Below are 23,245 nucleotides of genomic sequence, written 5' to 3' on the forward strand. Positions count from 1 at the left end.
GCTCCGGATCATGCGTCGGCGTAGAACCCCGTTCCGCGGATCCAACACGATCCGCACCCGTCCAGGGCCTACCTTTCGAGCCTGTTCTTCCCCAGCCCATGCCTGTACCCCCGTGTGTGCGTCAACCCCTTGCCTTGTTCGACGCAGCGGACGCACGGATGGTTCCATCGACTTCTCGAGCCGTCTCGGCATGCAGCCAGGTGAGGATCTCCTCGCTCGCGAGCGCACCCGCCGACGTCGTGACCACCAACCCGTCGTGGCGGAAGTTCTTCGCCTCCAGCTCGCCGTGCCGCGGCCTGATGGACCGGTCGGCGGCGATGAGCATGTCTGCGTCGAGGGCGCCGTCTCCCGCAGCAAGCGTGAGGGCCCGGTCGTCGAGAATGCCGTCGTCGATGCAGCGCGTGAGAACTTCGGCGACGGCGCGATTCTTGCAGACGACGTCGGGCATGGTGTAGATCTTGCGCCCCTGTTGCGAGACGTTCCATCCACGTGCGGCACACCACGAAGACCAGTCCGCGAGAAATCCGGGCGGAACCGCTGCGGGTTCGACGACGAGGTAGCAGAAAAGATCGTCCGCTGTCCGACGCTTGAGAACCCAGTCGCCGCCCGTTCGACGCGTCAACTCCTCGCGGACCCCGCCGAGATCGATGTCCGAGAAACCTGCGCGCCATGCACGGTCGGGTTCACCGTCGACGAGGATGTTGCCGCCGTTGCTCGTGATCGAGAACCGCCACGGCGCGCCGGGCAGTGAGACTCGCTGGAATTGCTCGATCGTGCGTGTCGTCGTCGGCACCACGACGGCATCGGCAGTGAGGGTGCGCAGCGACTCCGCGGCAGCGGTGGTCATGTAGGACAGTGGCGCTCTCTCGAACATTTCGACGCAGACCACGGTGTCGTCGACCTCGAACCCCAACGCGGCCGCGGAGAAGATCATCGTTCGGTCCAGGTCGACCGCTACGAGGGTGTTCACGTGACATCCTTGATCAGGCCCATGCACGAATATGCCAGATCCGGTACCTCGAGCACCGGAACATCTCTGGCGGCAGCCAACATTCGAATATGCCGGTGCTCGGGGGCACCGAGGTCGCGCACGAGAATCCGCCATGGAATTCGACGGAGAAGCACTCGCGTGGTTTCTCCTACACCGGGTTTGACGAAATTGACATGCGAGATCCCGAACTCTTCGCGGACCTTCTCCACCGAAGCCCATCCGGTCCAGGTCGGGGTGCGATCGGAGCTCGATACCGCGGTGACCGATCGGGCAACGTCCTCGCGTACCGCGTCGAATTGTGCTGACACGGTGTCGAGCAGATGGTTGGACACGTCGTCCGGTGCTAGGTCGGCGTAGTACTTGGCGCCGTGGAATTCGCCGTCGTCGATCAGGTCGCGGTTGAGGACCGTCCGGGAGACGAGACCGGAGACCGTCGAATTGAGGCAGGCAGATGCGATGAGGAAATCATCGCGCGTGCCGTAGGTCCGCGCGCAATGGCCGGGGTCGGCCAGAACTGCGAGGTCGCTGTTGAACTCTGCGCCCTCGAATGCCGCCAGCGCAGCGGTCAATTCGCGGGCGATGGCACCTTTGCCCGTCCAGCCGTCCACGAAGACGACCGACCGGGGATCATGATTGTCTGCGAGGTATTTCAGTGCGACAGTATCGATTCCACGGTCGCGGACGATCGAGAGGGCATAGTGTGGCAGTTCGAGTCCGTGCGCATGGTGCGCCCAGCGGCGCATCAGGATCCCGATCGGTGTGCCGGCCCGCGCCAAGGAGGCGAGGACTATGTCGTGCCCGCGCTCGGCCAGAACGAGTTCGGTGACGGTGCCGACTGCGACTGCTAGGCGAGAAGCACTGTCCTGCAGGACCTCTTCGAACAATTCACGGTACGCGAGATCGGGCTGAAACTCTACGGGCAGCGATTCGGCGTAATGCGCTGTGCCGGCCTGAATTCGCTTCTCTCGCTCACCGACATCGGCTTCGAGCTCTACGCCGGAGAGGTCCTTGAGTAGCCATGTCACTTCACCTGGGGCGTAGGAACCGAAGGCGGGCCCGGTCAGGGGCACTGCGCGGCGCGATACTGCGAGGGCCACCGGATCGGCACCGGTGATGACGACGACGAGGACATCGGCGCCGGACGCGGCGAGAGTGCGAGCGGCACCACCTTCGCCGAACAGACGGTCGGTGTCCGCAGGCTCGTCGACCACGAGAATCAGCAACGCATTCTCCGGGCCGTCGGCGTTGTAGACGTACCGAGCCTCGGGTTCGCCGTTCTCCGGCGCCAGAAACTGGAAGCCACGACGCAGCGGATAGTTCGGTGTGTCGAGTACGTAAGCCGGTGAGCGAGTGGTGGTTTGAAACAAAGCCGGATGACCACCCGCGCGGAGGATCAACGCGAGGCGAAGTGGCAGGTACATCAATTCCTCGTGGCCGAGGACCACTACGGGTCTACCGGCGGGCACGACGGTCTCGACGCGCGTGGCAACGTGAGCGATAGCGTTCTCGAAGGCCGGAGTGTCGAAGGAAAGGAAGCCGTGACGGCCGCCGTCGGGAACGGTTGCGGGCCAATTCACATCGAGGCGGGTTACGGTGCCCGCGGTCTCCGCGGCAGGATTGAATGTCGGGTCCGGTAGTCCGGTCACGTCACCGACGAGCCCGTCGGCCAGCTCGACGCTGCCCTGCGCGAGGCTCACGCTGACGATGGTGACGCCGAGTTCGGTCGCGACGGCTTCGGTCTCGAGGATGTGCTCCCCGCTTCGCATGTCGACGAGCGAGGCAATCACGTAATGTGCCCGCGGAGTGACGGCGTGGACGGAGCGGATTGCTTCGAGTGCCGTTTTACCGGTGGATATCTCGTCGTCGACCAACACGAGGGGAAGCGGAACGGACAGGACGTCCGCGGACGTCGGCAGCAGTTTGTGATCCGTCGCGTGCGAATGGCCTTCTTGGAACTCGCCGTACACCTCGAGGCCGGGCACATCGCGACGCGTCGAATGCAGGTAGGAGTATGCGTTGAGTCGTGCTGCGACGCCATGTCCCAAACCTGTTGCAGTTTCGGCAAACCCGAGCACGACGACGTCCGATCCACCGACCGCGTCGAGTACGAGGGTTCCCAGTTGGTCCGCTGCAGCGGTCACTAACTGGGGGTCGACCGGTATGTGCTTGCCGAGTACCTCTGACACCAAAAGATGTGCACGCCTGGGGTTTCGACGTAATCCCGGGCGGACGAGTTGCTCTACCGACCACTCGGAGGACGTACCGGTGCCGGTGACTCTGATTCCGTCGGTCGGGTTGTTCATCGGTCCGCCAGGGCGGTGAGTACGTCCACGAATGTGACCTTTTCGTTGGTGACGCCGAAAGCATCGGCACGCAGTAATGTTTGGCTCGCCCAGTTGCGATGCGGTCCAAGCTCGTTCATCTTGTTACCGTAGCCCGAGGCCCGGACGCCTCCCGCGTCGGATTCCAAGATGTCGAGCGCATCGTGGTACTCCTCGTGTGTCACTGCGGACAGTGCATGTACAGCAGGAACGTGAGACGGATGAATCACCGTTTTTCCTTGAATCCCGTTGGCGCGGTCCAATGCGACTTCACGAAGGAGAGCGTCGAGGTCACTGCTGACGAGCTGCTGCCGAAATCGAACTGCCCCGGGTTCGACGAACGGAGTCTGTCTGAGCATGGGACGGAACATGCGTTCGTGATCGGCGAAGTACTCCCATACCGGTCCGGTGATGACGAATCCGGTTCCGTTGTTGCGCCCGAGGTGGTTGACGATGGCGCTGATGACGTCGGCGATGACGCGGACGTCGTAGATGGTCAGATCTCGGTCGCGCCGGATACCGAACATGCCGCACATGTCGGTGGCGCCGATGCGCACCGCGAGTACTCGTTCACTGTGTGCCAGAAGCAGTTCGCGTACCGCGACGAGTTCGGTGTCGCGAGTCTCTCGGAATACGACCTCGGTGGATTCGAGAACTGGCATCGCGAACAGTCGCTTGCCGTGCTCACTCGAACCCGCGGCGATGGCGTCGAGGAAGGAGGCGCCGTTTGCCGCCGTGAACTTGGGCACCACGAAACCGGCGAGGCCGGCGGCACCGTGAGCGATCTCGGAACAAATTCTGCGAATGTGCTCCGGAGTACGGGCCCGGACGAACACCAGCGCGGTGAGATCCTCGTCCGCGGCCAGCTCGTCGAGTGTCCGCACGGTGTTGGCGAGAGCCTCTTCGAGACGGTGATCGGCGACGGCATCTTCGAGGTCGATGACCAATGAGCAGACACCCATGCGGCTGCGTTTGATCAACGTCGCGGTCAGGTCGGTCCGTGTCGCCGGCATGTACAGCGTTGCCCCGAGTGCCGTTGCGACACTGACGATGTCCGCGTCTACGGCAATATTCTTGGGTGGCCGGAAGAACAGTGCGTCGTGCACTGCGGGATCGAGATGTCGAAAGTGTTGCACCGGGCGTCCTTAGCGTTCGTGAGCAAATGAATTGTGGAGTTCGGCGATCAGCGAGCCGAGCCTCGCATCCTGTCGACAACCCCGGAGATGAAGCCGGAAATGGTATTCAGATCTTGCAGATAGGACCAGTAATCGGGGTGAGTGCCGGACAACGCAGTGCTCGCTCTCTCGATTCGAGCCAGCTGAGCATCCAACACCGATCCCCACTCGGCAACCAGACCACGGTTCACAGCCAACTGTTGTGCGTCTCGTAACGTGAAACGTACCGCCCGTTCCTTCTCCCGTGGGTTCGCCTTCACCGCACGCAGCAGTTCGACCCGATCGGTGACGGCGTCGACGAGAGCCTCGGCGTCGGCAAGGCGCGCGCGAGCCTGCGCGATGTAGTCGAGAGCCTGTTCGGGGTTCCCGGCGTCGGCGGCCGCCCGCGCGGCGGCGAGGTCTTCCGAGGCCTGCTCGATGTATCGGGCGCTCATGTGCTCGTTGGCCGAGAGGTCGGCCGAGCTGGCGACATTGAACTCGCGGAGCAACGTCGAGAAGGCAGGTGCGAGTCGTTCGAAGCGCGTGCGGACAGCCTCGAGGCGGGTGCGGACCGACGAGAGAGCCGAGCGTGCTTCCTTGGCCCGAGCCGGAGCTGCTTCGACTGCAGCCTCCAGCGCTGCTGCGGCGTCACGAACTGCGGCGGCGGCATTTCGGACGCCCAGAGCGTCGTTCGACGCGGTGGCGCCGTCGAGGGCGGCAACGCTGGCGTCGAGCGTCTGCCATGCCGCTCGTATCGACGGGTAGTCGGTGAAGCTGTCATCGGCGGCCGCGACGGCCAACTGGGCCTTCTCGGCAAGGGCCTTGGCATCCTGAGCCAGGCGCGGGGTAGCGGCGAGCGTGGAACGTGCTTGTTCGATGTCGATTCGGTGCGCTTGGTAGAACTCGTCGACAGCGTGGCATGCCTCGCCCAGCGCACGCGCCGCGGCGTCGAATGCGTTCTGTGCTGCCGGAGTGGTGATGCCGTCGAACTGATCCACCGCTGCCAAGTAGGCAGCGCCGGCTTCGAAACACTTCTTCTCGGTCTCGTGCCATAACGACGTGATGTCGCGTTCGGGAGTCAATGCCCGGATTGCATCGACACCCGTGGATGCGATCGACTGTCGTTTGTCCATGTCGAGGAAGGCAGCGACGGCGCTCTCCTGTGCTGCGCGCGCAGCAGACTCCGATCCACCTCCGCGGCGGAAGGCCCCAGGCCAGCGACTTGTCACCCGCTCGATAGTACTGACGGGAACTTCCCACCGTGGTGTGCACGTTGCCGTAGTGCAACTGTGACAAACAGGATCAGGCCCGCGGTGTGACCGCGAGCTCCTCACAAATCGGACAGATGACCACTACGGTGGAAAGTAAGTAGCGGAATCCACACGAAAGGACAGACATGGGCGTCAGTCTCAGCAAGGGCGGCAATGTTTCACTCACCAAGGCAGCTCCGAACCTGACCGCGGTCACGGTCGGACTCGGTTGGGACATTCGAACGACGACCGGAACGGACTTCGACCTCGACGCCAGCGCCATAGCGCTGAACTCGACGAAGAAGGCACTGAGCGACGGACACTTCGTGTTCTTCAACAACCTCAAGTCCCCCGACGGCTCGATCGAGCACACCGGCGACAACACCACAGGTGAGGGCGAGGGCGACGACGAGCAGATCAAGGTCGATCTTGCCGCTGTCCCGCCGGAGATCGAAACGATCACCTTCCCCGTCTCGATCTACGACGCCGACGCGCGTTCGCAGTCGTTCGGTCAGGTGCGCAACGCGTTCATTCGCGTACTGAACCAGGCCGACAACTCCGAACTCGCTCGCTACGACCTCAGCGAGGACGCCTCCACCGAGACCGCCATGGTTTTCGGTGAGCTCTACCGCAACGGTGCCGAGTGGAAGTTCCGTGCCGTGGGCCAGGGCTACGCCTCCGGCCTCGCCGGAATCGCTCGTGACTTCGGCGTGAACGTCTAGTTCATTCTTCGCACTTGAAATAGGGGAAAATCCCGTCTCATCATTCATGATGTATCGGGGTTCTCCCCTATTTTTCGTTATTGCTCTGGAAGAGAAAGGCCACCGACAGTGGTTCTACGGATATTCGGATGGTCCATCGGAGTCACGATTGTTTCGGTGATAGTCGCCTTCCTCTACGGCGGCCTTGAGGCTGCGATTCTCGTCTTGATTCTCGGCGTGCTCGAAGTGTCGTTGTCGTTCGACAACGCGGTCATCAACGCGACCGTTCTCCGCCGGATGAGCGAATTCTGGCAGAAGATATTCTTGACAATCGGAATCGTCATCGCCGTATTCGGTATGCGGTTGCTCTTTCCGCTCGTCATCGTCTGGGCCGCATCCGGTCTCGGACCCGTCGCAGCGATTCAACTTGCACTCAATCCGCCGGAAAACGATGGCGCATATTTCCCCGACGGCAGTCCCAGCTACGAGACTCTCCTCACCGACGCGCATCCTCAGATTGCTGCGTTCGGTGGAATGTTCCTGCTGATGCTGTTTCTCGGATTCGTCTTCGAAGACCGCGAGATCACCTGGCTGAGCTGGCTCGAGAAGCCGCTGGCGAGGATCGGCAAGCTCGACCAGCTTTCGGTCGTAGTGGCAGGTCTACTGCTGGTGCTCAGCGCAGAGTTCCTCGCTGACGACGACAAGATTTCTACGGTCATGGTCGCCGGCGTGCTCGGCATGATCACCTACATCGCCGTCAACGGCCTCGGCGAGTTGTTCAATACCGACGAAGAGGGTGAAGGGGCATCGGGCGGTCCGAGCGAGCTGGCCAAAGCGACCGGCAAGGCAGGGTTCTTCCTGTTCCTCTACCTCGAGGTCCTCGACGCGTCGTTCTCGTTCGACGGTGTCATCGGCGCTTTCGCAATCACCGCAGATCCGATCATCATCGCGCTCGGCCTCGGATTCATCGGTGCGATGTTCGTTCGATCCATCACTGTGTTCCTGGTCCGCAAGGGCACGTTGTCCGATTACGTGTACCTCGAGCACGGTGCGCACTGGGCCATCGGCGCACTGGCGATCATTCTGCTCGTGTCGATCGGGGTGCATATCAGCGAGCTGATCACCGGCTTCGTCGGCATTCTGTTCATCGGCGCTGCACTGATCAGCAGTATCAGGCGGAACAAGAAGCTGGTCGAACAAGGTGAGGACACTGAACTCAAGGTGTAACTCGTAGACGAAATCCCTGCGTCACCAATGGTTGAGCTTGGTGTGGCCGTCCTGTAACGCGCGAGCGAACAGGGCGGCCTTCGTCGGTGCAGGCCTACCCACTACCGCGTACTTGTGACGAATGCGAGTGAGATGCGTGTTGACGGTGCCGACAGAAATGCGGACCGCGGATGCGGCATCGGCTTTCGAATCCGATGAGAACCAAGCGAGCATGACTTCGACTTCGCGGGCGCTGAGGGCGGGTCTGCGATACAGGTACCCATCGAGTTCGCTCGTCGACACCGAATAGCGTGCAGACTTCGCTCCGATGTCCCGCGCAATCGTGGGTGGACGTGGCGAACTCGACAACGTGTACCTCCTGCAGTAAGAAATCCAGCACCAGAGACGTTCTCCCCATGCCGAGCGCCCGACCGCCCTCGTCGATACTGCGCGCGCAACCCGGCATCTGAGAAGGGGCGCAGCGAAATCTGTACACAATCAATACGTCGGTCGGCGCCGGAGTACCTACAGCTCCGCGATATCGATCATTCCGTCCTGTAGCGCCCGTGCCACCAGTGATGCTTTGGTCGAGGCCGGGCGGCCCACGGCCGCGTATTTCGCCCGAATGCGCGTCAGGTGAGTGTTGACGGTGCCCAACGACAGAAACAGTGACTTGGCCACATCAGTTTTGGAGTCGCAGCGTATCCAGCCGGTCAGCACCTGGATCTCGCGTCCAGTCAAGATCGGTTTAGGCAGGAACGAGCCCGCCATTCCGGCGACGGGACGATCTTGGACCGGCGATGCGAGGCTGAACTGTGGGCGTGAAGGACGCTCGGCGATCGGTGCCGAAAGCCCGGACAAGCAGATAGCTGTGGCATCGAAACCTGTTGACATGGCGTTCTCCCCGTACTGGTGCGGTTGTGGCCTTTACAAACCGTTGACTCGAGTTTCACAGGTGGCGGGCGGGTTGTCTGCCCTCAAAACTAGGGGCATTGAATCCTTGACGACCTGGGTAATTGACTCCGTAGGTCCTCAACTCACCGGCGGAACTTCCGGCATCGGAAGCCATCCGTCTTCGACAGCTCGCTTGTAGAGGTCGGTTTTGGTCGGCGCGGGGCGCCCCGCCTGGGCATATTTGTTTCTGATCCGAACCAGGTAGTCGTTGACGGTCTGCTCCGAGAGCCCTGCCAGACGCGCGACGCGTCCGGCCTTCTCTCCCGACGCATACAACGCCAGTACTTCGCGCTGACGTGGACTCAAGCCGACATCGGGCAGTTGCGGGTCGCCGTCGATAGCCGCAGCCCAATCGGTGGTGACGACCTGGCCTCCCGCGGCGGCGCGGCGGATAGCCGAGACGATGGCTGCGGCCGGCTCGGACTTGCGGACTACGCCGAGAACTCCTGCCCTCGCGGCGGACCGAACGAGAAATGGATTTTCCGCACCGGTGTAGACCAGGACCTGAGCACCTGCGGCGTGCAACTTCTCGACATTCGACCGCGGTGAAGACCCATCACCGAGCCGAAGATCGAGGACGACGAGGTCCAGCGTTCGACCCGACGCCAGAAGTTCGTCGACAGTGGCAGCGACAGCTATCAGATCCAGATCCGATTGGTCGGCGAGAATGGATCGAAGGCCCAGCGCAACCGACTCGTGATCCTCGACCAAACCGATCCTGCGTCGAACATTGCCTTCGGTCGGTATCGATCCCCCTGAGCCTTGCGTCATGCTCCGCCTCCGCTCACGACAACTACTTCGGCTGCCTACCGACTAGTCGGAACAAGGGGTCGGTTTGTTACTGGGTCGGCGCGTTGCTCCGCGTGTCGGCCCTCGACGTCCCCGTGTCGGATCCACCGCCGAGGTCGTCGGCGTCCGCCGGCTGTGTCAGCCCGGGGTTTCGTAGCCCGACACGGAGGAAGACCAAGAAGAAGACGACGAGCAACACTGCACGTCCCCATACGCCCACCTCGACGAAAAATTTCTCGGTAGTGCTATCCGAACCCTCGGCCAGTGCTCCGAAGTACTTGAACACCCCGATGCCCATCGACAGGTCTGCCACCAAGTACGCACCGACCAGGGCCCATGGCACGCGGAGAAGAACGAAGAACGGAACAAGCCACAGGGTGTACTGCGGTGAGTGCACCTTGTGCAGGAGTAGGAATCCGCACAGCATCGAGCCACTGACAGCGATCCAGGGGTAGGTGTGTTCGACTTTCATCCTCCGCAGGCCGAGCCACAGTGCCAACCCGAATGCCATGAAAACAAGCAGCGGTGACAACACATCGACGGTGTCCTGGAACGACGCTTCGGCGCGCAGATAATCCTCCGGCGTCATCGAATCGGCGATGTAGAGGTGACGCACTCCCCAATACCAAATGGAGTTGGTGGTGATATCGGCTTGGCGGAGAGTTTGGAAGGCGAACGAGGCCCGCCAACCCTCGTAGCCCAGTACGGCAAAGGGAAGGTTGATTGCGACGACGGTTCCGATCGCTGCCAATGCAACGCCGAGCGCGCCCTGAATATCGAACCGACCTCGAACCGTGTGGGGTCGTTCGCGACCGCCGTTCCCGCCGTAGGCGACATAGAGCAGTAGTGGCAACACGAATGCACCCGGATACAGCTTGAGGCAGAATCCGATCGCGAGCAGAATTGCGGCCAGTATCCCTCTGGTGCGCAACGAAATTCGGAGGGCCATGACGAATACGGCGCCGACGGCCGTTGCCACCACCGGTAGTTCCCAGTTGTGGAATGCGTACAGCACCAGCGGAGGACCCACCGACCACAACAGCGCAGGCTTGCCCGCCAGACGCCCGAGCATCCACGCTGTCAACAGGCCGAACGGTGCAAGCAGCGCACTCGAATAGAGCAGAAATTCTGCATCGGTATGTGATGGGATCGCACCGAGCCACATCAACAGACCACTCAATACCGGATATTCGACGGTTCCGCCGGTGAGAATTCCGTTGGGCGTGATGGCACCGCTGAGGTAGGGAAAGACGTGATTGTCGATATCGCGTCCGAGCCACAAGAATTGGATATCGGAATAGCAGACCCAGCTGTCCTTGACCGTGTCGAAGGCGGTACTGCGACCGTTGTCGAGGAACGGAGCGACGGCGCAGCGGGCCTTGTTGAAGTAGCCGAGAGTCAGGGTCACGGCACAGAGGGACACCACGGCGATCATGGTCGCCATCGACGTGCGTTGCCCTGATCGCATGAAGACAAGCCTATGTTGCCGCCGAGTGTGCTCTGGCACCGTCGTTTGATTTCGCAGGTCAGGGTATAGCCGTGTACCCTCCAAGGGTTGCTGACGCAACGACCCTCCTGCCACGGATAGTCCGTGGCCGTTTTCACTAGTCCACAGGAGGTGATGAGGTCTTATGCGTCATTACGAATTGATGGTCATTCTCGACCCCAACCTTGACGAGCGCACTGTTGCTCCGTCTCTCGATACGTTCCTCAACGTCGTTCGCAAGGACGGCGGCACCGTCGACAAGGTCGATGTCTGGGGCAAGCGTCGTCTGGCCTACGAGATCCTGAAGCACGCCGAGGGCATCTACGCCGTTGTGAACATCAACGCCGAGCCTGCGACTGTCAAGGAACTCGACCGCCAGCTCGGACTCAACGAGTCCGTGCTGCGCACGAAGGTCCTGCGACAGGGCAAGTAATTGTCGTTGCTCGCCTCTAGGCTGGCATCAACAATGACTTTCTACTGAAAGAGGAACCATGGCAGGCGAGACCGTCATCACCGTCGTCGGGAACTTGACGGCAGATCCAGAGCTTCGTTTCACCCCGGCCGGCGCGGCCGTGGCCAACTTCACCGTTGCGTCCACTCCCCGCACGTTCGATCGTCAGTCCAACGAATGGAAAGACGGAGACGCACTCTTCATGCGCTGCAACATCTGGCGTGAAGCTGCGGAGAATGTGGCCGAGAGCTTGACCCGCGGTGCGCGAGTAGTCGTGACCGGACGGCTCAGGCAGCGTTCATATGAAACGCGTGAGGGCGAAAAGCGGACTGTCGTAGAGCTCGAGGTCGATGAGATCGGCCCATCCCTGCGCTACGCCACCGCCAAGGTCAACAAGGCCAATCGCGGTGGTGGTGGAGCAGGCGGCGGCTTCGGCGGCGGCTCCGGTTCCTCAGGTGGATCAGGCGGCGGACGCCCGTCGTCCAACGCCAACTCGGCACCCAGCGGCGGAGACGACCCTTGGGGCAGTGCGCCTCAGGCGTCGGGTTCGTTCGGTGGAGCTCGCGGCGGAGACGACGAACCCCCGTTCTAGATCCTTGAAAGATCGAGAACACCCAGATGTAACGGAGAAAGACCATGCCAAAACCGCCATTGCGCGACAAGGTGCTCAAGAAGAAAGCGTGTTCCTTCTGCAAGGAAAAGGACGCGTCGATCGATTACAAGGACACGACGCTGCTGCGTAAGTACGTCAGCGACCGCGGCAAGATCCGCGCGCGTCGAGTCACCGGCAACTGCGTCCAGCATCAGCGCGACGTGGCCGTTGCCGTGAAGAATTCGCGTGAGGTTGCATTGCTTCCTTACGCCGCGACGGCACGATAGAAAGGGAGATCACTCATGAAGCTGATCCTCACCGCTGATGTTGACAACCTCGGTACGCCGGGTGACACCGTCGAGGTCAAGGACGGATACGGCCGCAACTTCCTGCTGCCCCGCAAGTTGGCCATCCAGGCCACTCGCGGAGCTGAGAAGCAGGTGGAGGGCATTCGCCGCGCTCAGGAAGCTCGTGCCGTCCGCGGCCTCGAGCACGCCAACGAGCTCAAGCAGGCAATCGAAGGACTCGAGTCCGTGAAGCTGGCAGTGAAGACTGCAGGCGATTCGGGCAAGCTGTTCGGCTCGGTTACGGCTGCGGACGTCGCTTCTGCTCTCAAGGCAGCGGGCGGCCCCATCGTCGACAAGCGCAGCATCGATTTGCCGAAGGCTCACATCAAGAGCACGGGTGGCCACGACATCGTCGTCAACCTGCACCCCGATGTGACCGCAAAGTTCAAGCTGGACGTCGTCGGAAGCTGATTTGTAGCTTTCGGCCATATCGGCTGAGAAAGGCCCCACGAACTCTATGTTCGTGGGGCCTTTCTTGTCTCGACGGTCTGCAGTAGCGGAGCGTTTGAAGCGGAAGCGCTGGGGTCGCGCATGAGCCGTTGTGCCGCCGGACGTGGCCGGTTCACCACCGTGGCCGGGTTGGTGTCGTGAGGTCCCGACTGGGCGGGCAGCACGACGGTCGGAATCTGACGACCCCTGGCGTCGAATCGGCGGATCTTGCCGAATGTCGAGACCGAGATCGTCGCTTCGGAGAGTCGAGTCGATAGAAGTCCCGGCCCGGATCCGTGTGTGAAATCGGTAAATCTGCCGCAGACCAATCCTATTACCCGCTTTTGTGAGTGTTCCCAGACACTGTGATCTAATTCACTACTAAATTCATCTGCTGTTTACTCAACACGCCCGAGTTGTCAACTCGGACGACACGCCGCGAATTAATCCATACACAGGAAAGAAACTTTATATACATGCTTTGAGCTGGCGATTTGGCCAAAATTGGAAAAGTTATACCCAGGTTATCCCCAGGTGGTCAACACGGTTCGTAGGAACTATCCACAATTACTCCACAGATTCATCCACAGGCCGTGTTGTGACTGACGACGAGAACACCTAACGTCCCTCGAGCGTCTCTCCACCGCACAGATGGGTGTGTTCGGTGGAGACGGCGCTCGGTACCCGGGGGTGTCGTAGTCGAGGGGTACAACTTGTTGCAGTACGTCTTATTGCAGTACGTCGCCGGGCTGAAACGACGATGGTGATTTCCGACAGGAAGGACGGTCGAATTCGGTGGCTGTTGTAGATGATCGAGGTCAATCGAATTACTCCTCCGAGGCACCACGAGAGGCCCCAGGCGAGGACTTCGGTCGGCAGCCGCCACAGGACATGGCGGCAGAGCAGTCGGTACTGGGCGGCATGCTGCTGAGCAAGGACGCCATTGCTGACGTCCTTGAGGTGCTTCGTCCCGGCGACTTCTACCGTCCGGCTCACCAGAACATCTACGACGCAGTTCTCGACCTGTACAGCCGGGGTGAGCCCGCCGACCCCGTTACCGTCTCGGCCGAACTGGACAGACGCGGCGAACTGAAGCGGATCGGCGGCCCGCCGTACCTGATCACGCTCACGCAGACCGTGCCGACGGCCGCCAATGCCGGCTACTACGCGGAGATCGTCGCGGAGAAGTCGATTCTGCGGCGGCTCGTGCAGGCCGGCACACGCATCGTTCAGTTCGGCTACGCCGGCGCCGACGGCCAGGATGTGGCCGAGGTGGTCGACCGTGCACAGGCCGAGGTCTACGAGGTCACCGAGCGTCGCACTTCGGAGGACTTCATCCCCCTCGAAGAGCTCCTCCAGCCGACCATGGACGAGATCGACTCGATCGCCAGCCGCGGAGGAATTTCGCTCGGTGTCCCCACCGGATTCGCGGAACTCGACGAAATCACCAACGGCCTTCACCCAGGTCAGATGATTATTGTCGCCGCACGTCCTGGCGTGGGAAAGGCATTGGCGCTCGATACTCCCCTGCCTACGCCCGATGGCTGGACCACCATGGGTGAAGTGATGGTGGGTGACCAATTGATCGATGCCCACGGCAGGCCCACCCGCGTTGTTGCAACCACCGACGTCATGGTCGACCGCCCGTGCTTCGAGCTCGAGTTCTCCGACGGCACAGTGATCGTTGCGGACGCGCAGCACCAGTGGCTGACAGATACTCGCGCGTCGCGGAAGTCCGCCCAGGCCGCTGCAGTCGGATACAACCGCACTCGCAATCAGCGCACTTTTGCTGAAGTACGCACGACCGAAGAGATTGCGCGGACGGTTCGCTGCAACACCAAAGACGCTCGCATCAACCACTCGGTGGTCAATGCCGAGGCCTTGCAGCTCCCCGAGCGCAAACTGATGGTGCCGCCTTACACGTTGGGCGCGTGGCTCGGCGACGGTACCTCTGCGTGCGCTCAAATCACGAGCGCTGATCCCGAGATCATCACTCGTATCGAGGGCGAAGGCTTAGAGGTGACGAAGGCTGATCTCTACCTGCGGACTGTTGGTGTACTCGGCGACAAGCACATCCCGAGCGAGTACCTGCGTGGCTCCGAAAGTCAACGTCGAGCACTCCTCGCGGGCCTGCTCGATACCGATGGAACGGTGACCACTGGCGGGTCGGCTCAGTTCTGCGTGACCAGTGAGCGTCTTGTCCAGGGTGTTCGCGAACTCGTCGCCAGCCTCGGCTATCGCGTGCAGCTGTCGACGAAACGAGTAAAGGGGCGTAGCGAGGGGTCGTCGACGGCCTATGTCTTGACCTTCGCGACCGATGACGTGGTATTCGGTTTGCATCGAAAGCAGATACTGCACAAAGAGCGTCGCGCAGCGAGCTCGTCTGTACGCTCCGGATCTCGCTTCATCGTCGACGTCCGCAAGGTCGACTCCGTTCCAGTGCGTTGCGTCGAGGTGGACAATGCCGATCACCTCTACCTGGCCAGTGAGTCGATGATCCCGACGCACAACTCCACAATTTCGATGGATTTCATGCGTTCGTGCTCCATCAAGCACGGCATGCCAAGTGTCATTTTTTCGCTGGAAATGAGCCGCACCGAGATTGTGATGCGACTGCTGTCGGCCGAGGCCGGTATCAAGCTCGGCGACATGCGCTCCGGAAAGATGACCGACGAAGACTGGACTCGTCTGGCGCGTCGTATGAGCGAGATCAGTGAAGCGCCGTTGTTCGTCGACGACTCACCGAACCTCACAATGATGGAGATTCGTGCCAAAGCGCGTCGTCTCAAGCAGCGCAACGGCCTGAAACTCATTGTGGTGGACTACCTTCAGCTGATGTCTTCCGGAAAGAAGGTCGAGTCGAGACAGCAGGAAGTCTCGGACTTCTCACGTCAGCTCAAGCTGTTGGCCAAGGAGCTCGAGTGTCCCGTTGTTGCGGTGTGTCAGCTCAACCGTGGCCCGGAACAGCGAACCGACAAGAAGCCGATGGTGTCCGATCTCCGTGAGTCCGGCTCGTTGGAGCAGGACGCCGACATGGTCATCCTGCTGCACCGTCCCGACGCGATCGAGCGTGACGATCCCCGCGGCGGCGAGGCCGACCTGATTCTAGGCAAGCACCGTAACGGCCCGACCGCGACAATCACTGTGGCACACCAGCTTCACCTGTCCAGGTTCGTGGATATGGCGCGGGGGTAGTCGGCCGCCATATCCGAACCTCGGACATTGTGGGATTCTGGAACAGGCCCTCGAGTCGAGGCACTGTGTGGTTCGGTCCCCTCAATCGACAACGCACCACCGAATAGGCAACCATGGGCCAATGGAGAGCCGTCGAGATCAGATCATGCGAGTGGCCGCTCGGCTGTTTGCTGAGCACGGTATAGCTGGAACTAGTGTCCGAGACATTGCCCTGGAGGTCGGCATGCTCTCGGGCAGCCTTTACCACCACTTTCCCTCCAAAGACGCGATCGCGGCGGCGGTCCTCGGCGACTTTCTCACCGACCTCAATGCCCGCTACGAGTCGGTCCTCCCACATGTGGACGGCCTGCGGGCGCGCCTTCGCGCGCTGATCCACGAGTCCATCCTCGTCGCGGAAAAGCACCCCTACGCCACAGAGATTTACCAAAATGAGCGGTCGCTCCACGGTCCGGACGCTCCCGCTGAGATCGCCGAGGCCGTCCACCGCGCGCATACGTTCTGGTCGGACACCGCGCAGACCGGGAGCGCAACCGGAGAACTGCGCGCCGAACTCGAGCCCGCCGAGTTCGCCCGCGTGCTGCGCGAGAGCGTGTGGTGGTCGGTGCGCTACCACCGCGAGAGCCTCGCCGCCGATGCGCAGTCGATCACCGACACCCTGTTTTTGGTCTTCGTCGAGGGTGCGGCCACACCCGACGCGGCTCCGGCGCCGGCCGTGGCAATCACGGAATACCGGATCGCCGACCAGCTTGATCGCATCGAGGCGCAGCTTGTCGCGCTGTCGCACGATCAATCGCGCTGACCTCTGAGAACGAACAACACCCATCATGTCGGACGCGCTTTGACTTCAGCTGTGCTCTAGACCACTATAGCGAGCAAACGCTTGGTTGTTGCCAAGCAATCGCTTGTTAGGAGTCTGGTGGTGCTTTCATGAGAAAATTTCGCGCGGTGCCGTGGCTGATGGCCTCGGTACTCGCCCTGGCCGGATGCGCGAATGTGCAGACTCCGGTGGCGGACTACATCGTCATCGGGATGGATGAGGACTCGACCGGTCCCGGTGCCTCCTACGCGACAATCGCCGGCAGCACCGTGCGGGCGACCATCGACAAGCTCAATGCCGAGGGCGGAATAGCGGGCAAACAGGTTCGGCTCGTCGTGGAAAATGATGAGAGCAGCCCAACGAACACGCCGTCGATCATTCGCAAGATCGTCGACCAGGGTGCCTCCGCGATCATCCTCGCCACCGGCAGCGGGTCCGCGCTGCAGGCCAAACAGGTCTCCAGGTCCACGCGGATACCCACCATCGCCCCGATAGCACTGACCGACGCCGTCGCGAATGCACCGGACAATGAGTACGCATACATGGTTCCGAACCCTCTCGCCCAGTACGCCGAGGTGTACTGCGGGGCATTCGAGCAGCAGGGGAAGACGCGGCTCGGCATCGTCGCCGACTCCAGTCCCGCGATCTCCGGGATCCTTGCGACCCTGAGCCCCAAGCTCACCGAATGCATCGAGATTGTCAGCACCCAGAAGGCCGCCATCGACACCGCCGACCTCACCGCCAGCGTCAGCCGCCTCCTCGAGTACCAACCCGACGTTGTGCTTGTGGCCAGCGTCGGCGGCAACTTCGAACTGATGGCGCAAAACACTCTGCACCGGCTAGCGCCTGGCGTCCAGCGATTCTCGCTGGCCTCGATCGGCAATCAGCCCAAGTCCTGGGCGTTGGCCCAACCCGGATCTCTGGACGGACTGGTCTACATGGGGAGCCTGGCCCCGGACAATCCGCGCACCGCGGAACTGCAAGATTGGTTGCGCACCATCAAGGGGCCCGACTATTCGGTCACCGCCTACGATGCGCAGGCCTACGACTCGGTGATGCTGATCAAGCGGGCCATCGAGATCGCCGGCACGCACACCGATCCCGAACTTTTGAACTCAGCCTTTCAGCAGATTCAGGAGGTTCCCGCGACGTTCGGGCAATCTGCTCTGACACTGTCGCTCTCGCCCGAACAGCACATCGCGCCGGACTCCGTCTGCGGGCTTGTCCTGATCGAGTTCGGCCCCAACAACCAGCCCACCGGTCCTTGGCCCGAGTACCAGCCGGACTGCGGAAACAGAAAGGACCGAGTCGGTGAGTGATCCCCAATTGTGGCTGGCCGCAATCGAAATCGGGTGCTTCTTCGCGTTGGTCGCCCTGTCGATGTATCTCGTCGTGGTGGGCGCCTCGTTCTTCAACTTCGCGGCCGGGCCGTATGCGATGGCCGCCGCCATGGTCACCGGTTACGCGACCACCGCGTGGGGCCTGCCTGTCGTGTTCAGCGCCCTGCTCGGCGTCGCGGTGGGCATCACTGTCTCCCTGCTCACGGAGGTCATCGTGGTCAGGAACGTACAACGCAGGTCCGGGGGCGCCGAGTTGCCGGCGCTCGTGGCCGTGACCGCCACGTTGTTTGCGATCCAACAACTCGCCGGCACCATCTTCGGGAGAACACCGCTCCCGGTGCAGAACCTTTTTCCCTTCGCCAACTTCAGCATCGGCGGCGTCGCCGTACAGGGGACCACGGTCACCATCGTGCTGGTCACAGTAGTTGCGGCCGCCGCGACCATCATGTGGCTGCGATCCACCACAACCGGGCAGTTACTGCGCGCCGTCGGCGACAACAACGAGGCTGCTCAGATCATCGGCGTCGGCGTCAACCGGGTTCGGCTGTGGGCATTCGGCATCTCCGGTGCGATCGCCGCGATCGCCGGTATCGTCTTCGCTGCGAAATCGGGCGCCCAATTCACCAACGGCCTGTCCTGGACGCTCACCGGCTTCCTCGCCCTCGTCATCGGCGGCACCGGCAAACCGTGGGCACCCCTCGTCGGCGGTCTCGCACTCGGCATTGTGCAGGTGTTCGGCAGCTACTACTTCGGTGCCACCGGCAGTTCCATCGCGATCTTCCTGATCGCGCTGACCTTTTTCGCTTTCCGCCCGGAGGGCCTGTTCCAGCGAAAGGTGCGTGTGTGATGACCTCTCCCACCGCTGCTCCCTCCCACCGGAGGACCAGCCAGACGAAGGCAGACGAGGGTGCCGTAGGGGCCCCCGCTCGACGCGCAGCTGGGAGGTCGATCCTTCGTGAAACCCTCATCTGCGTCGCCGTCGTGGCCGCTGTGTTGGCGTGGATGGGTCCCAGCCTGTACCGGCAAGACCTGATTTTTCTGACCGCCACCTACGGCTTGGTGGCGCTGGGCATGTACCTCCCGTTTGTGCTCGGCGGATCGCTGTCGATGGCATACAGCGCGTACGCCGCGATCGGCGCGTACGCCGTAGCCCTGGTCTCGGTGAAGGCCGGGCTGAACCCGTGGCTCGGCTGGTTCGCTGGCATGGCCGTCTCGGCTATCGTCGCCCTCATCATCGCGATGGCGACGCGCAAGCTCTCCGGTTTCTACTTGGCGGCAGTGACGCTGCTGTTTGCGATGGCATTCGTTGATTGGCTCGGCGACGCAACACCGATCACGGGCGGCGAGTCGGGTATCTCCAGCATCCCGATCCCCTCGCTGTTCGGCTGGACGCCGCCGCGCTATGCGCAGGCCGTCGCTGCGATCGTCTTCGTCTGCGTGGTTACGGTCCTTCTCGAGCGGATTCGTCGATCCGCCTGGGGCCTGTCCCTATCCGCATCGAGGGAGAGCACTCCCGCTGTGCAGTCTTCTGGAATCTCCCCAGCACATCTGAGGGTCGTTGCGCTCGCGGTGGGCGCGGCGATCGCCTCCACCGGCGGAGCCCTGTTCACCGTCTCGGTGCAGGCGGTCACGCCCGAGACATTCGGCCTCGAACTGGTGTTCCTCGCGATCTTCATGCCCATCATCGGTGGCCGTGGCACGGCGTGGGGGGCGCCGCTTGGCGCGTTGATCGTGGTCGCAGTGACCCTGAATATGCCTGGTTATCAAGGCTCGGGCGAGCTACTGCTCGCCGGAGTCGTCCTCCTGATTTTGCTCGTGGCGCCCGGCGGCGTCATCGGCTGGATCCAGCAGGGCATCCATTGGATCCGGAATAGGAAGTGACGACCATGGCACCGCACACCGACGCACTACTTTCGGTCGATGGCATCACCAAGCGCTATGGCGGAGTTACCGCTGTGGACGACGTCAGTTTCACGTTGCCGGCGGGCAGCGTTCTGGGCCTAGTCGGCCCCAACGGCGCGGGCAAGACGACGCTGGTCGACTGTATCGTCGGCACGCAGGAAGCATCGTCAGGCGTGGTCGCGCTGGAGGGGCGCGCGCTCGAGTCCGGCCCGACCACCCGGGCGCAGGCCGGACTGGCGCGCACCTTTCAGCATCCGCAGCTTGCACTCGAGCTCACGCCGGTGGAGAACATCATCCCCGGGCTCATCGGCGGCAAAATCGGCTCCTATGGCGCATCGCTGGTCGCGATGTTCCGTGGCCTCAGTGGCGCGCCCGTACAACTGCTCGCTCAGGCAAAGGCCCTGGCCGAGGAGTACGGGGTGACCACCGACGCCATCCCGGCGGGCGATCTGAGCCTTGGTGCCCAGCGGCTCGTCGAGATTGCGCGCGCCATGGCCGCACAACCCCGAGTGCTGCTGCTGGACGAACCGTTCGCCGGCTCCGACCCGGACGGCATCGCCGCGATTTCCCGGGCGATTCGCCAGGTCCAAGAATCCGGCCGCTCGGTGGTGCTGGTGGACCACAACGTGGATCTGATCGCCGAGATGTCCGATGCTGTCGTGCTTCTCGCCGAGGGGCGGCTCGTCTTCGAGGGCACGCCCGAAGCGTGCATGCGTAGCAAGGAAATGCAGGCGGTCTATTTCGGTACTGCCGAATTGGAGGAGGGTAAATGATTTCTGCGCAGCAAGTCTCCGTGCAGTACGGGAAGGCGTTGGCTGTCCGCGAGGCGTCGCTCACCGCCCAACCCGGTCACGTGACCGCGGTGGTTGGGCCCAACGGTGCCGGCAAGTCGAGCCTTCTCACCGCGCTGTTCGGCAGCGTTGCCTCCTCGGGCACTGTCACCATGGACGGCGACGTCATCAGTGGGAAACTTCCGCGCCAGCGCATGCGCGCCGGACTCGCCTACGTCCCGCAGGGTCGACAGCTTTTCCCACGCCTGACAGTCCGCGAAAATCTGGAGATCGGGGCCCGACTGCTCGGCGTCTCCAACGATGTCATCGAGACCGCCTACAACCGGTTCCCCATCCTGCGCACGCGCGCCAAAGCATTGGCGGGCGTTCTCTCCGGCGGTGAGCAGCAAATGCTCGTACTTTCCCGTGCGCTGCTACAAACGCCCAGCGTCCTGCTGCTCGACGAGATGACCACGGGGCTAGCCCCCAAGATCGCCGGCGAGTTACTGGACCAAGTGCGTCAGCTCGCCGACACCGGCATTACCGTCGTCGTCGCCGAGCCCGCGCTGCACCGCGTCGCCCGCATCGTCGACTCCGGCTATGTGATGATGCGCGGTTCATTGTCCGAGTTAGAACCCAGCGCCGCCGCCCTCGATTCCGCATACCGTGAGGCAATGGGCATATTGGAGGAAGCACTATGACCGCACCGGTCAGCTCGACACGCAATCTGGCCGAATTCACGGTCTCCCCCATGGACTACACGGACCTGTCCGTCAGCGAACTCGTCCGGCACTGGGCCACAGCCCGCGCCGACGAGCCCGCCTACATCAGCCCGCTCGGCCACACCTCCTGGTCGGAATACGACCGCCTCGCCGACACTGTGGGTGGCGCGCTGCGCTCCCTCGGCAAGATCGGCGCGGTCGCCGTCTATCTCCCCGACTCCGCCGAGTTCCACGCAACGCTCGTTGGTGCCTATCGGGCAGGGGTCCTCGCCGCCGCCATCGGGGCCCGCTCCGGGATCGCCGAGGTGGCGCACATCATCACCTCATCCGGTGCGACGGTCCTCATCACGGCGCGCGACAACCGCGGACTCTCCGCGGCCGAGCTTGTCGAGGGGCTGAAGGAGCGCGGGGTCACCCTCACACAGGTGATCCTGGTGGACGCCGGATCGGTGGAAGTCGACGGCGCCGCCGTTGAGTTCGCCCCCAGCCCCGGAGACACCGACGGCTTCACCGTGGACGAGATCTCGTTGCTCAACAGCACCTCGGGTACCACCGGTAGACCCAAGCTGGTTGCTCAAACCCAACGCCGCTGGACCACCTTCGCCGCGGTCGCCTGCCGCAACGCCGAGCTCATGCCGGACGAAATTATCGCGGCATTTGTGCCCGCACCGTTCGGCTTCGGCCTATGGACCTCCCACTTTCTACCTGCGCTACTGGGCCGTCCGGCCCTGGTGATGCAGCGTTTCGACGCAGACCAGGCCATCGCTATGATGGCCAGCGCCCGCGCCACCACTCTGGCGGGCGTGAGCACCCAGTTCCGCATGATGCTGCACTCTCGCGGATCTCAGCTATCCGACGTCACCACCCTGCGGGTGATGTTCACCGGAGGCGAAGCGGTGCCGGCCACCGAGGCCAAACGCTTCGAGGACGTAACCGGTGCCAAGGTGCTGCAGTTCTATGGTTCCAACGAGACGGGGGCGGCCAGCGCCACCACCGTCCGCGACAACGAGGAGACGCGCCTGTCCACCGGCGGGTACCTCATCGACGAGATGAACGTGCGAATCTTCAACGGCCGCGATGAGGTCACGGGGCCAGCTCCCCGACGCGGGCAACCGGCCGTCTGCGGGCCGCTGGTTTCACCCGGTTACTGGGGTGACGAGGCCGCCAATGCGGAACTGTTCACAGATGATGGCTGGGTCCTGCTCGGCGACATCGTCGAAGTGGACGAGCTGGGCCGGCTCCGAGTGGTCGGACGATTGGCAGACCTGATCATCCGCGGAGGAAAGAACATTTCGGCGGTCGAGGTAGAAGACCATGTGCGTGAGCACCCATCCGTCGCCATGGTCGCTGCCGTCGGTGTGCCCGACCCCATCTTCGGGGAGCGGCTGTGCGTCGTGGTGACACTCGAGCCGGAGGCCGCGGCGCTGACCTTGGAAGAGTTGACGGATTGGCTGCGTGCGCAGGGCACCACCCGCGAATACTTGCCCGAGCGGATGGTGGTGGTCGAGGAGATGCCGATGGCGCCCGGGGGCAAGATCGCGAAGGCCCAGGTCAAAGCCTTGGTGGAGGACGAGAGTCGATAGCTGAACGGCGGTGCCTCCGAGTCGGAAACAACTCGGGGCATCGTCGATGAGGCCTGAAGTACGGTGCGGTCGGCCTTTTCTCGCGAGTCAGGCACCAAGTGGAACGTGGCGGCGAAGGTCGAGGCATTCGTCTACCTCATCGATTTTGCTTGAAAGCAACGAGACTGCGTAAGAAGAGCATTCACCACCACGTCGACTCCCAACGCCGAGGTGATCTCACCGACCGGGTACTGCTGGGTCCTCGA

The 23,245-nt window shown here is 62.5% G+C and carries 22 protein-coding genes; 14 read left to right on the top strand and 8 right to left on the bottom strand.

All coding sequences use genetic code 11. The annotated features are described in order from the left end of the window. Positions 1–121: 121 nt before the first annotated feature. The 4 genes from ABIB36_RS06015 to ABIB36_RS06030 are packed head-to-tail and all read right to left on the bottom strand — an operon-like array spanning position 122 to position 5,599. Entirely contained in the window at positions 122–970 is an 849-nt protein-coding gene (locus ABIB36_RS06015; RefSeq protein ID WP_354560287.1) for an HAD family hydrolase, read from the bottom strand. Next, on the bottom strand, positions 967–3,294 hold the full coding sequence (locus ABIB36_RS06020; RefSeq protein WP_354560285.1) for a phosphoribosyltransferase: 2,328 nt from the start codon (positions 3,292–3,294) through the stop codon (positions 967–969). Before ABIB36_RS06020 ends, ABIB36_RS06015 begins: the two co-directional genes overlap by 4 nt. Next, positions 3,291–4,448 carry an HpcH/HpaI aldolase/citrate lyase family protein gene (locus tag ABIB36_RS06025; protein ID WP_084345829.1) on the bottom strand — a complete coding sequence of 386 codons (1,158 nt, stop codon included), beginning with the start codon at positions 4,446–4,448 and terminating at the stop codon, positions 3,291–3,293. Before ABIB36_RS06025 ends, ABIB36_RS06020 begins: the two co-directional genes overlap by 4 nt. Before the next feature lie 47 nt (positions 4,449–4,495). Next, on the bottom strand, positions 4,496–5,599 hold the full coding sequence (locus tag ABIB36_RS06030; RefSeq protein ID WP_084345952.1) for a hypothetical protein: 1,104 nt from the start codon (positions 5,597–5,599) through the stop codon (positions 4,496–4,498). Positions 5,600–5,862: 263 nt separating this feature from the next. Between ABIB36_RS06030 and ABIB36_RS06035 the strand changes: the two genes are divergently transcribed. Continuing rightward, positions 5,863–6,438, top strand: a complete 576-nt coding sequence (locus ABIB36_RS06035) for a TerD family protein (protein ID WP_084345828.1) — start codon at positions 5,863–5,865, stop codon at positions 6,436–6,438. A 108-nt stretch (positions 6,439–6,546) separates the two neighbouring features. Beyond that, positions 6,547–7,644, top strand: a complete 1,098-nt coding sequence (locus ABIB36_RS06040; protein ID WP_084345827.1) for a DUF475 domain-containing protein — start codon at positions 6,547–6,549, stop codon at positions 7,642–7,644. Positions 7,645–7,665: 21 nt separating this feature from the next. Here ABIB36_RS06040 and ABIB36_RS06045 read toward each other — a convergent pair whose 3' ends face one another. The 4 genes from ABIB36_RS06045 to ABIB36_RS06060 form a co-directional block, all read right to left on the bottom strand. Then, complete coding sequence (locus tag ABIB36_RS06045) at positions 7,666–7,926, bottom strand: helix-turn-helix transcriptional regulator (RefSeq protein WP_256895520.1); 261 nt, start codon at positions 7,924–7,926, stop codon at positions 7,666–7,668. A 222-nt stretch (positions 7,927–8,148) separates the two neighbouring features. Further along, entirely contained in the window at positions 8,149–8,517 is a 369-nt protein-coding gene (locus tag ABIB36_RS06050) for a response regulator transcription factor (RefSeq protein ID WP_084345826.1), read from the bottom strand. A gap of 138 nt (positions 8,518–8,655) precedes the next feature. Continuing rightward, on the bottom strand, positions 8,656–9,348 hold the full coding sequence (locus tag ABIB36_RS06055) for a response regulator transcription factor (protein ID WP_084345825.1): 693 nt from the start codon (positions 9,346–9,348) through the stop codon (positions 8,656–8,658). A gap of 67 nt (positions 9,349–9,415) precedes the next feature. Then, positions 9,416–10,834 carry a glycosyltransferase family 87 protein gene (locus tag ABIB36_RS06060; protein ID WP_179142198.1) on the bottom strand — a complete coding sequence of 473 codons (1,419 nt, stop codon included), beginning with the start codon at positions 10,832–10,834 and terminating at the stop codon, positions 9,416–9,418. A 163-nt stretch (positions 10,835–10,997) separates the two neighbouring features. Between ABIB36_RS06060 and rpsF the strand changes: the two genes are divergently transcribed. The 12 genes from rpsF (at position 10,998) to ABIB36_RS06120 (ending at position 23,000) form a co-directional block, all read left to right on the top strand. Further along, entirely contained in the window at positions 10,998–11,285 is a 288-nt protein-coding gene (gene rpsF, locus ABIB36_RS06065; RefSeq protein WP_084345824.1) for a 30S ribosomal protein S6, read from the top strand. Positions 11,286–11,343: 58 nt separating this feature from the next. Continuing rightward, positions 11,344–11,895, top strand: a complete 552-nt coding sequence (locus ABIB36_RS06070; RefSeq protein WP_084345823.1) for a single-stranded DNA-binding protein — start codon at positions 11,344–11,346, stop codon at positions 11,893–11,895. A gap of 44 nt (positions 11,896–11,939) precedes the next feature. Continuing rightward, positions 11,940–12,182, top strand: coding sequence for a 30S ribosomal protein S18 (rpsR, locus tag ABIB36_RS06075; protein WP_084345822.1), 243 nt, complete (start codon positions 11,940–11,942; stop codon positions 12,180–12,182). A gap of 15 nt (positions 12,183–12,197) precedes the next feature. Beyond that, positions 12,198–12,653: a 50S ribosomal protein L9 gene (rplI, locus tag ABIB36_RS06080; RefSeq protein WP_084345821.1), complete on the top strand. Its 456-nt coding sequence runs from the start codon at positions 12,198–12,200 to the stop codon at positions 12,651–12,653. A gap of 813 nt (positions 12,654–13,466) precedes the next feature. Further along, a complete protein-coding gene (gene dnaB / locus ABIB36_RS06085; protein ID WP_354560279.1) occupies positions 13,467–15,866 on the top strand; it encodes a replicative DNA helicase in 2,400 nt (799 codons plus the stop codon). Positions 15,867–16,011: 145 nt separating this feature from the next. Next, entirely contained in the window at positions 16,012–16,665 is a 654-nt protein-coding gene (locus ABIB36_RS06090) for a TetR/AcrR family transcriptional regulator (RefSeq protein WP_256895519.1), read from the top strand. A gap of 128 nt (positions 16,666–16,793) precedes the next feature. Next, positions 16,794–18,002: an ABC transporter substrate-binding protein gene (locus ABIB36_RS06095; protein ID WP_084345817.1), complete on the top strand. Its 1,209-nt coding sequence runs from the start codon at positions 16,794–16,796 to the stop codon at positions 18,000–18,002. Next, complete coding sequence (locus tag ABIB36_RS06100; protein ID WP_084345816.1) at positions 17,995–18,870, top strand: branched-chain amino acid ABC transporter permease; 876 nt, start codon at positions 17,995–17,997, stop codon at positions 18,868–18,870. Before ABIB36_RS06095 ends, ABIB36_RS06100 begins: the two co-directional genes overlap by 8 nt. After that, positions 18,870–19,904: a branched-chain amino acid ABC transporter permease gene (locus tag ABIB36_RS06105; protein ID WP_084345815.1), complete on the top strand. Its 1,035-nt coding sequence runs from the start codon at positions 18,870–18,872 to the stop codon at positions 19,902–19,904. Before ABIB36_RS06100 ends, ABIB36_RS06105 begins: the two co-directional genes overlap by 1 nt. Before the next feature lie 5 nt (positions 19,905–19,909). After that, positions 19,910–20,698 (top strand): ABC transporter ATP-binding protein, encoded by a 789-nt coding sequence (locus ABIB36_RS06110; protein ID WP_084345950.1) that lies wholly within the window; start codon positions 19,910–19,912, stop codon positions 20,696–20,698. After that, positions 20,695–21,396 carry an ABC transporter ATP-binding protein gene (locus tag ABIB36_RS06115; protein ID WP_084345814.1) on the top strand — a complete coding sequence of 234 codons (702 nt, stop codon included), beginning with the start codon at positions 20,695–20,697 and terminating at the stop codon, positions 21,394–21,396. Before ABIB36_RS06110 ends, ABIB36_RS06115 begins: the two co-directional genes overlap by 4 nt. Continuing rightward, a complete protein-coding gene (locus ABIB36_RS06120) occupies positions 21,393–23,000 on the top strand; it encodes a class I adenylate-forming enzyme family protein (RefSeq protein ID WP_354560275.1) in 1,608 nt (535 codons plus the stop codon). Before ABIB36_RS06115 ends, ABIB36_RS06120 begins: the two co-directional genes overlap by 4 nt. Positions 23,001–23,245: the final 245 nt, after the last annotated feature.

The organism is Rhodococcus sp. UYP9 (assembly GCF_040547235.1).
Taxonomy (GTDB): domain Bacteria; phylum Actinomycetota; class Actinomycetes; order Mycobacteriales; family Mycobacteriaceae; genus Rhodococcoides.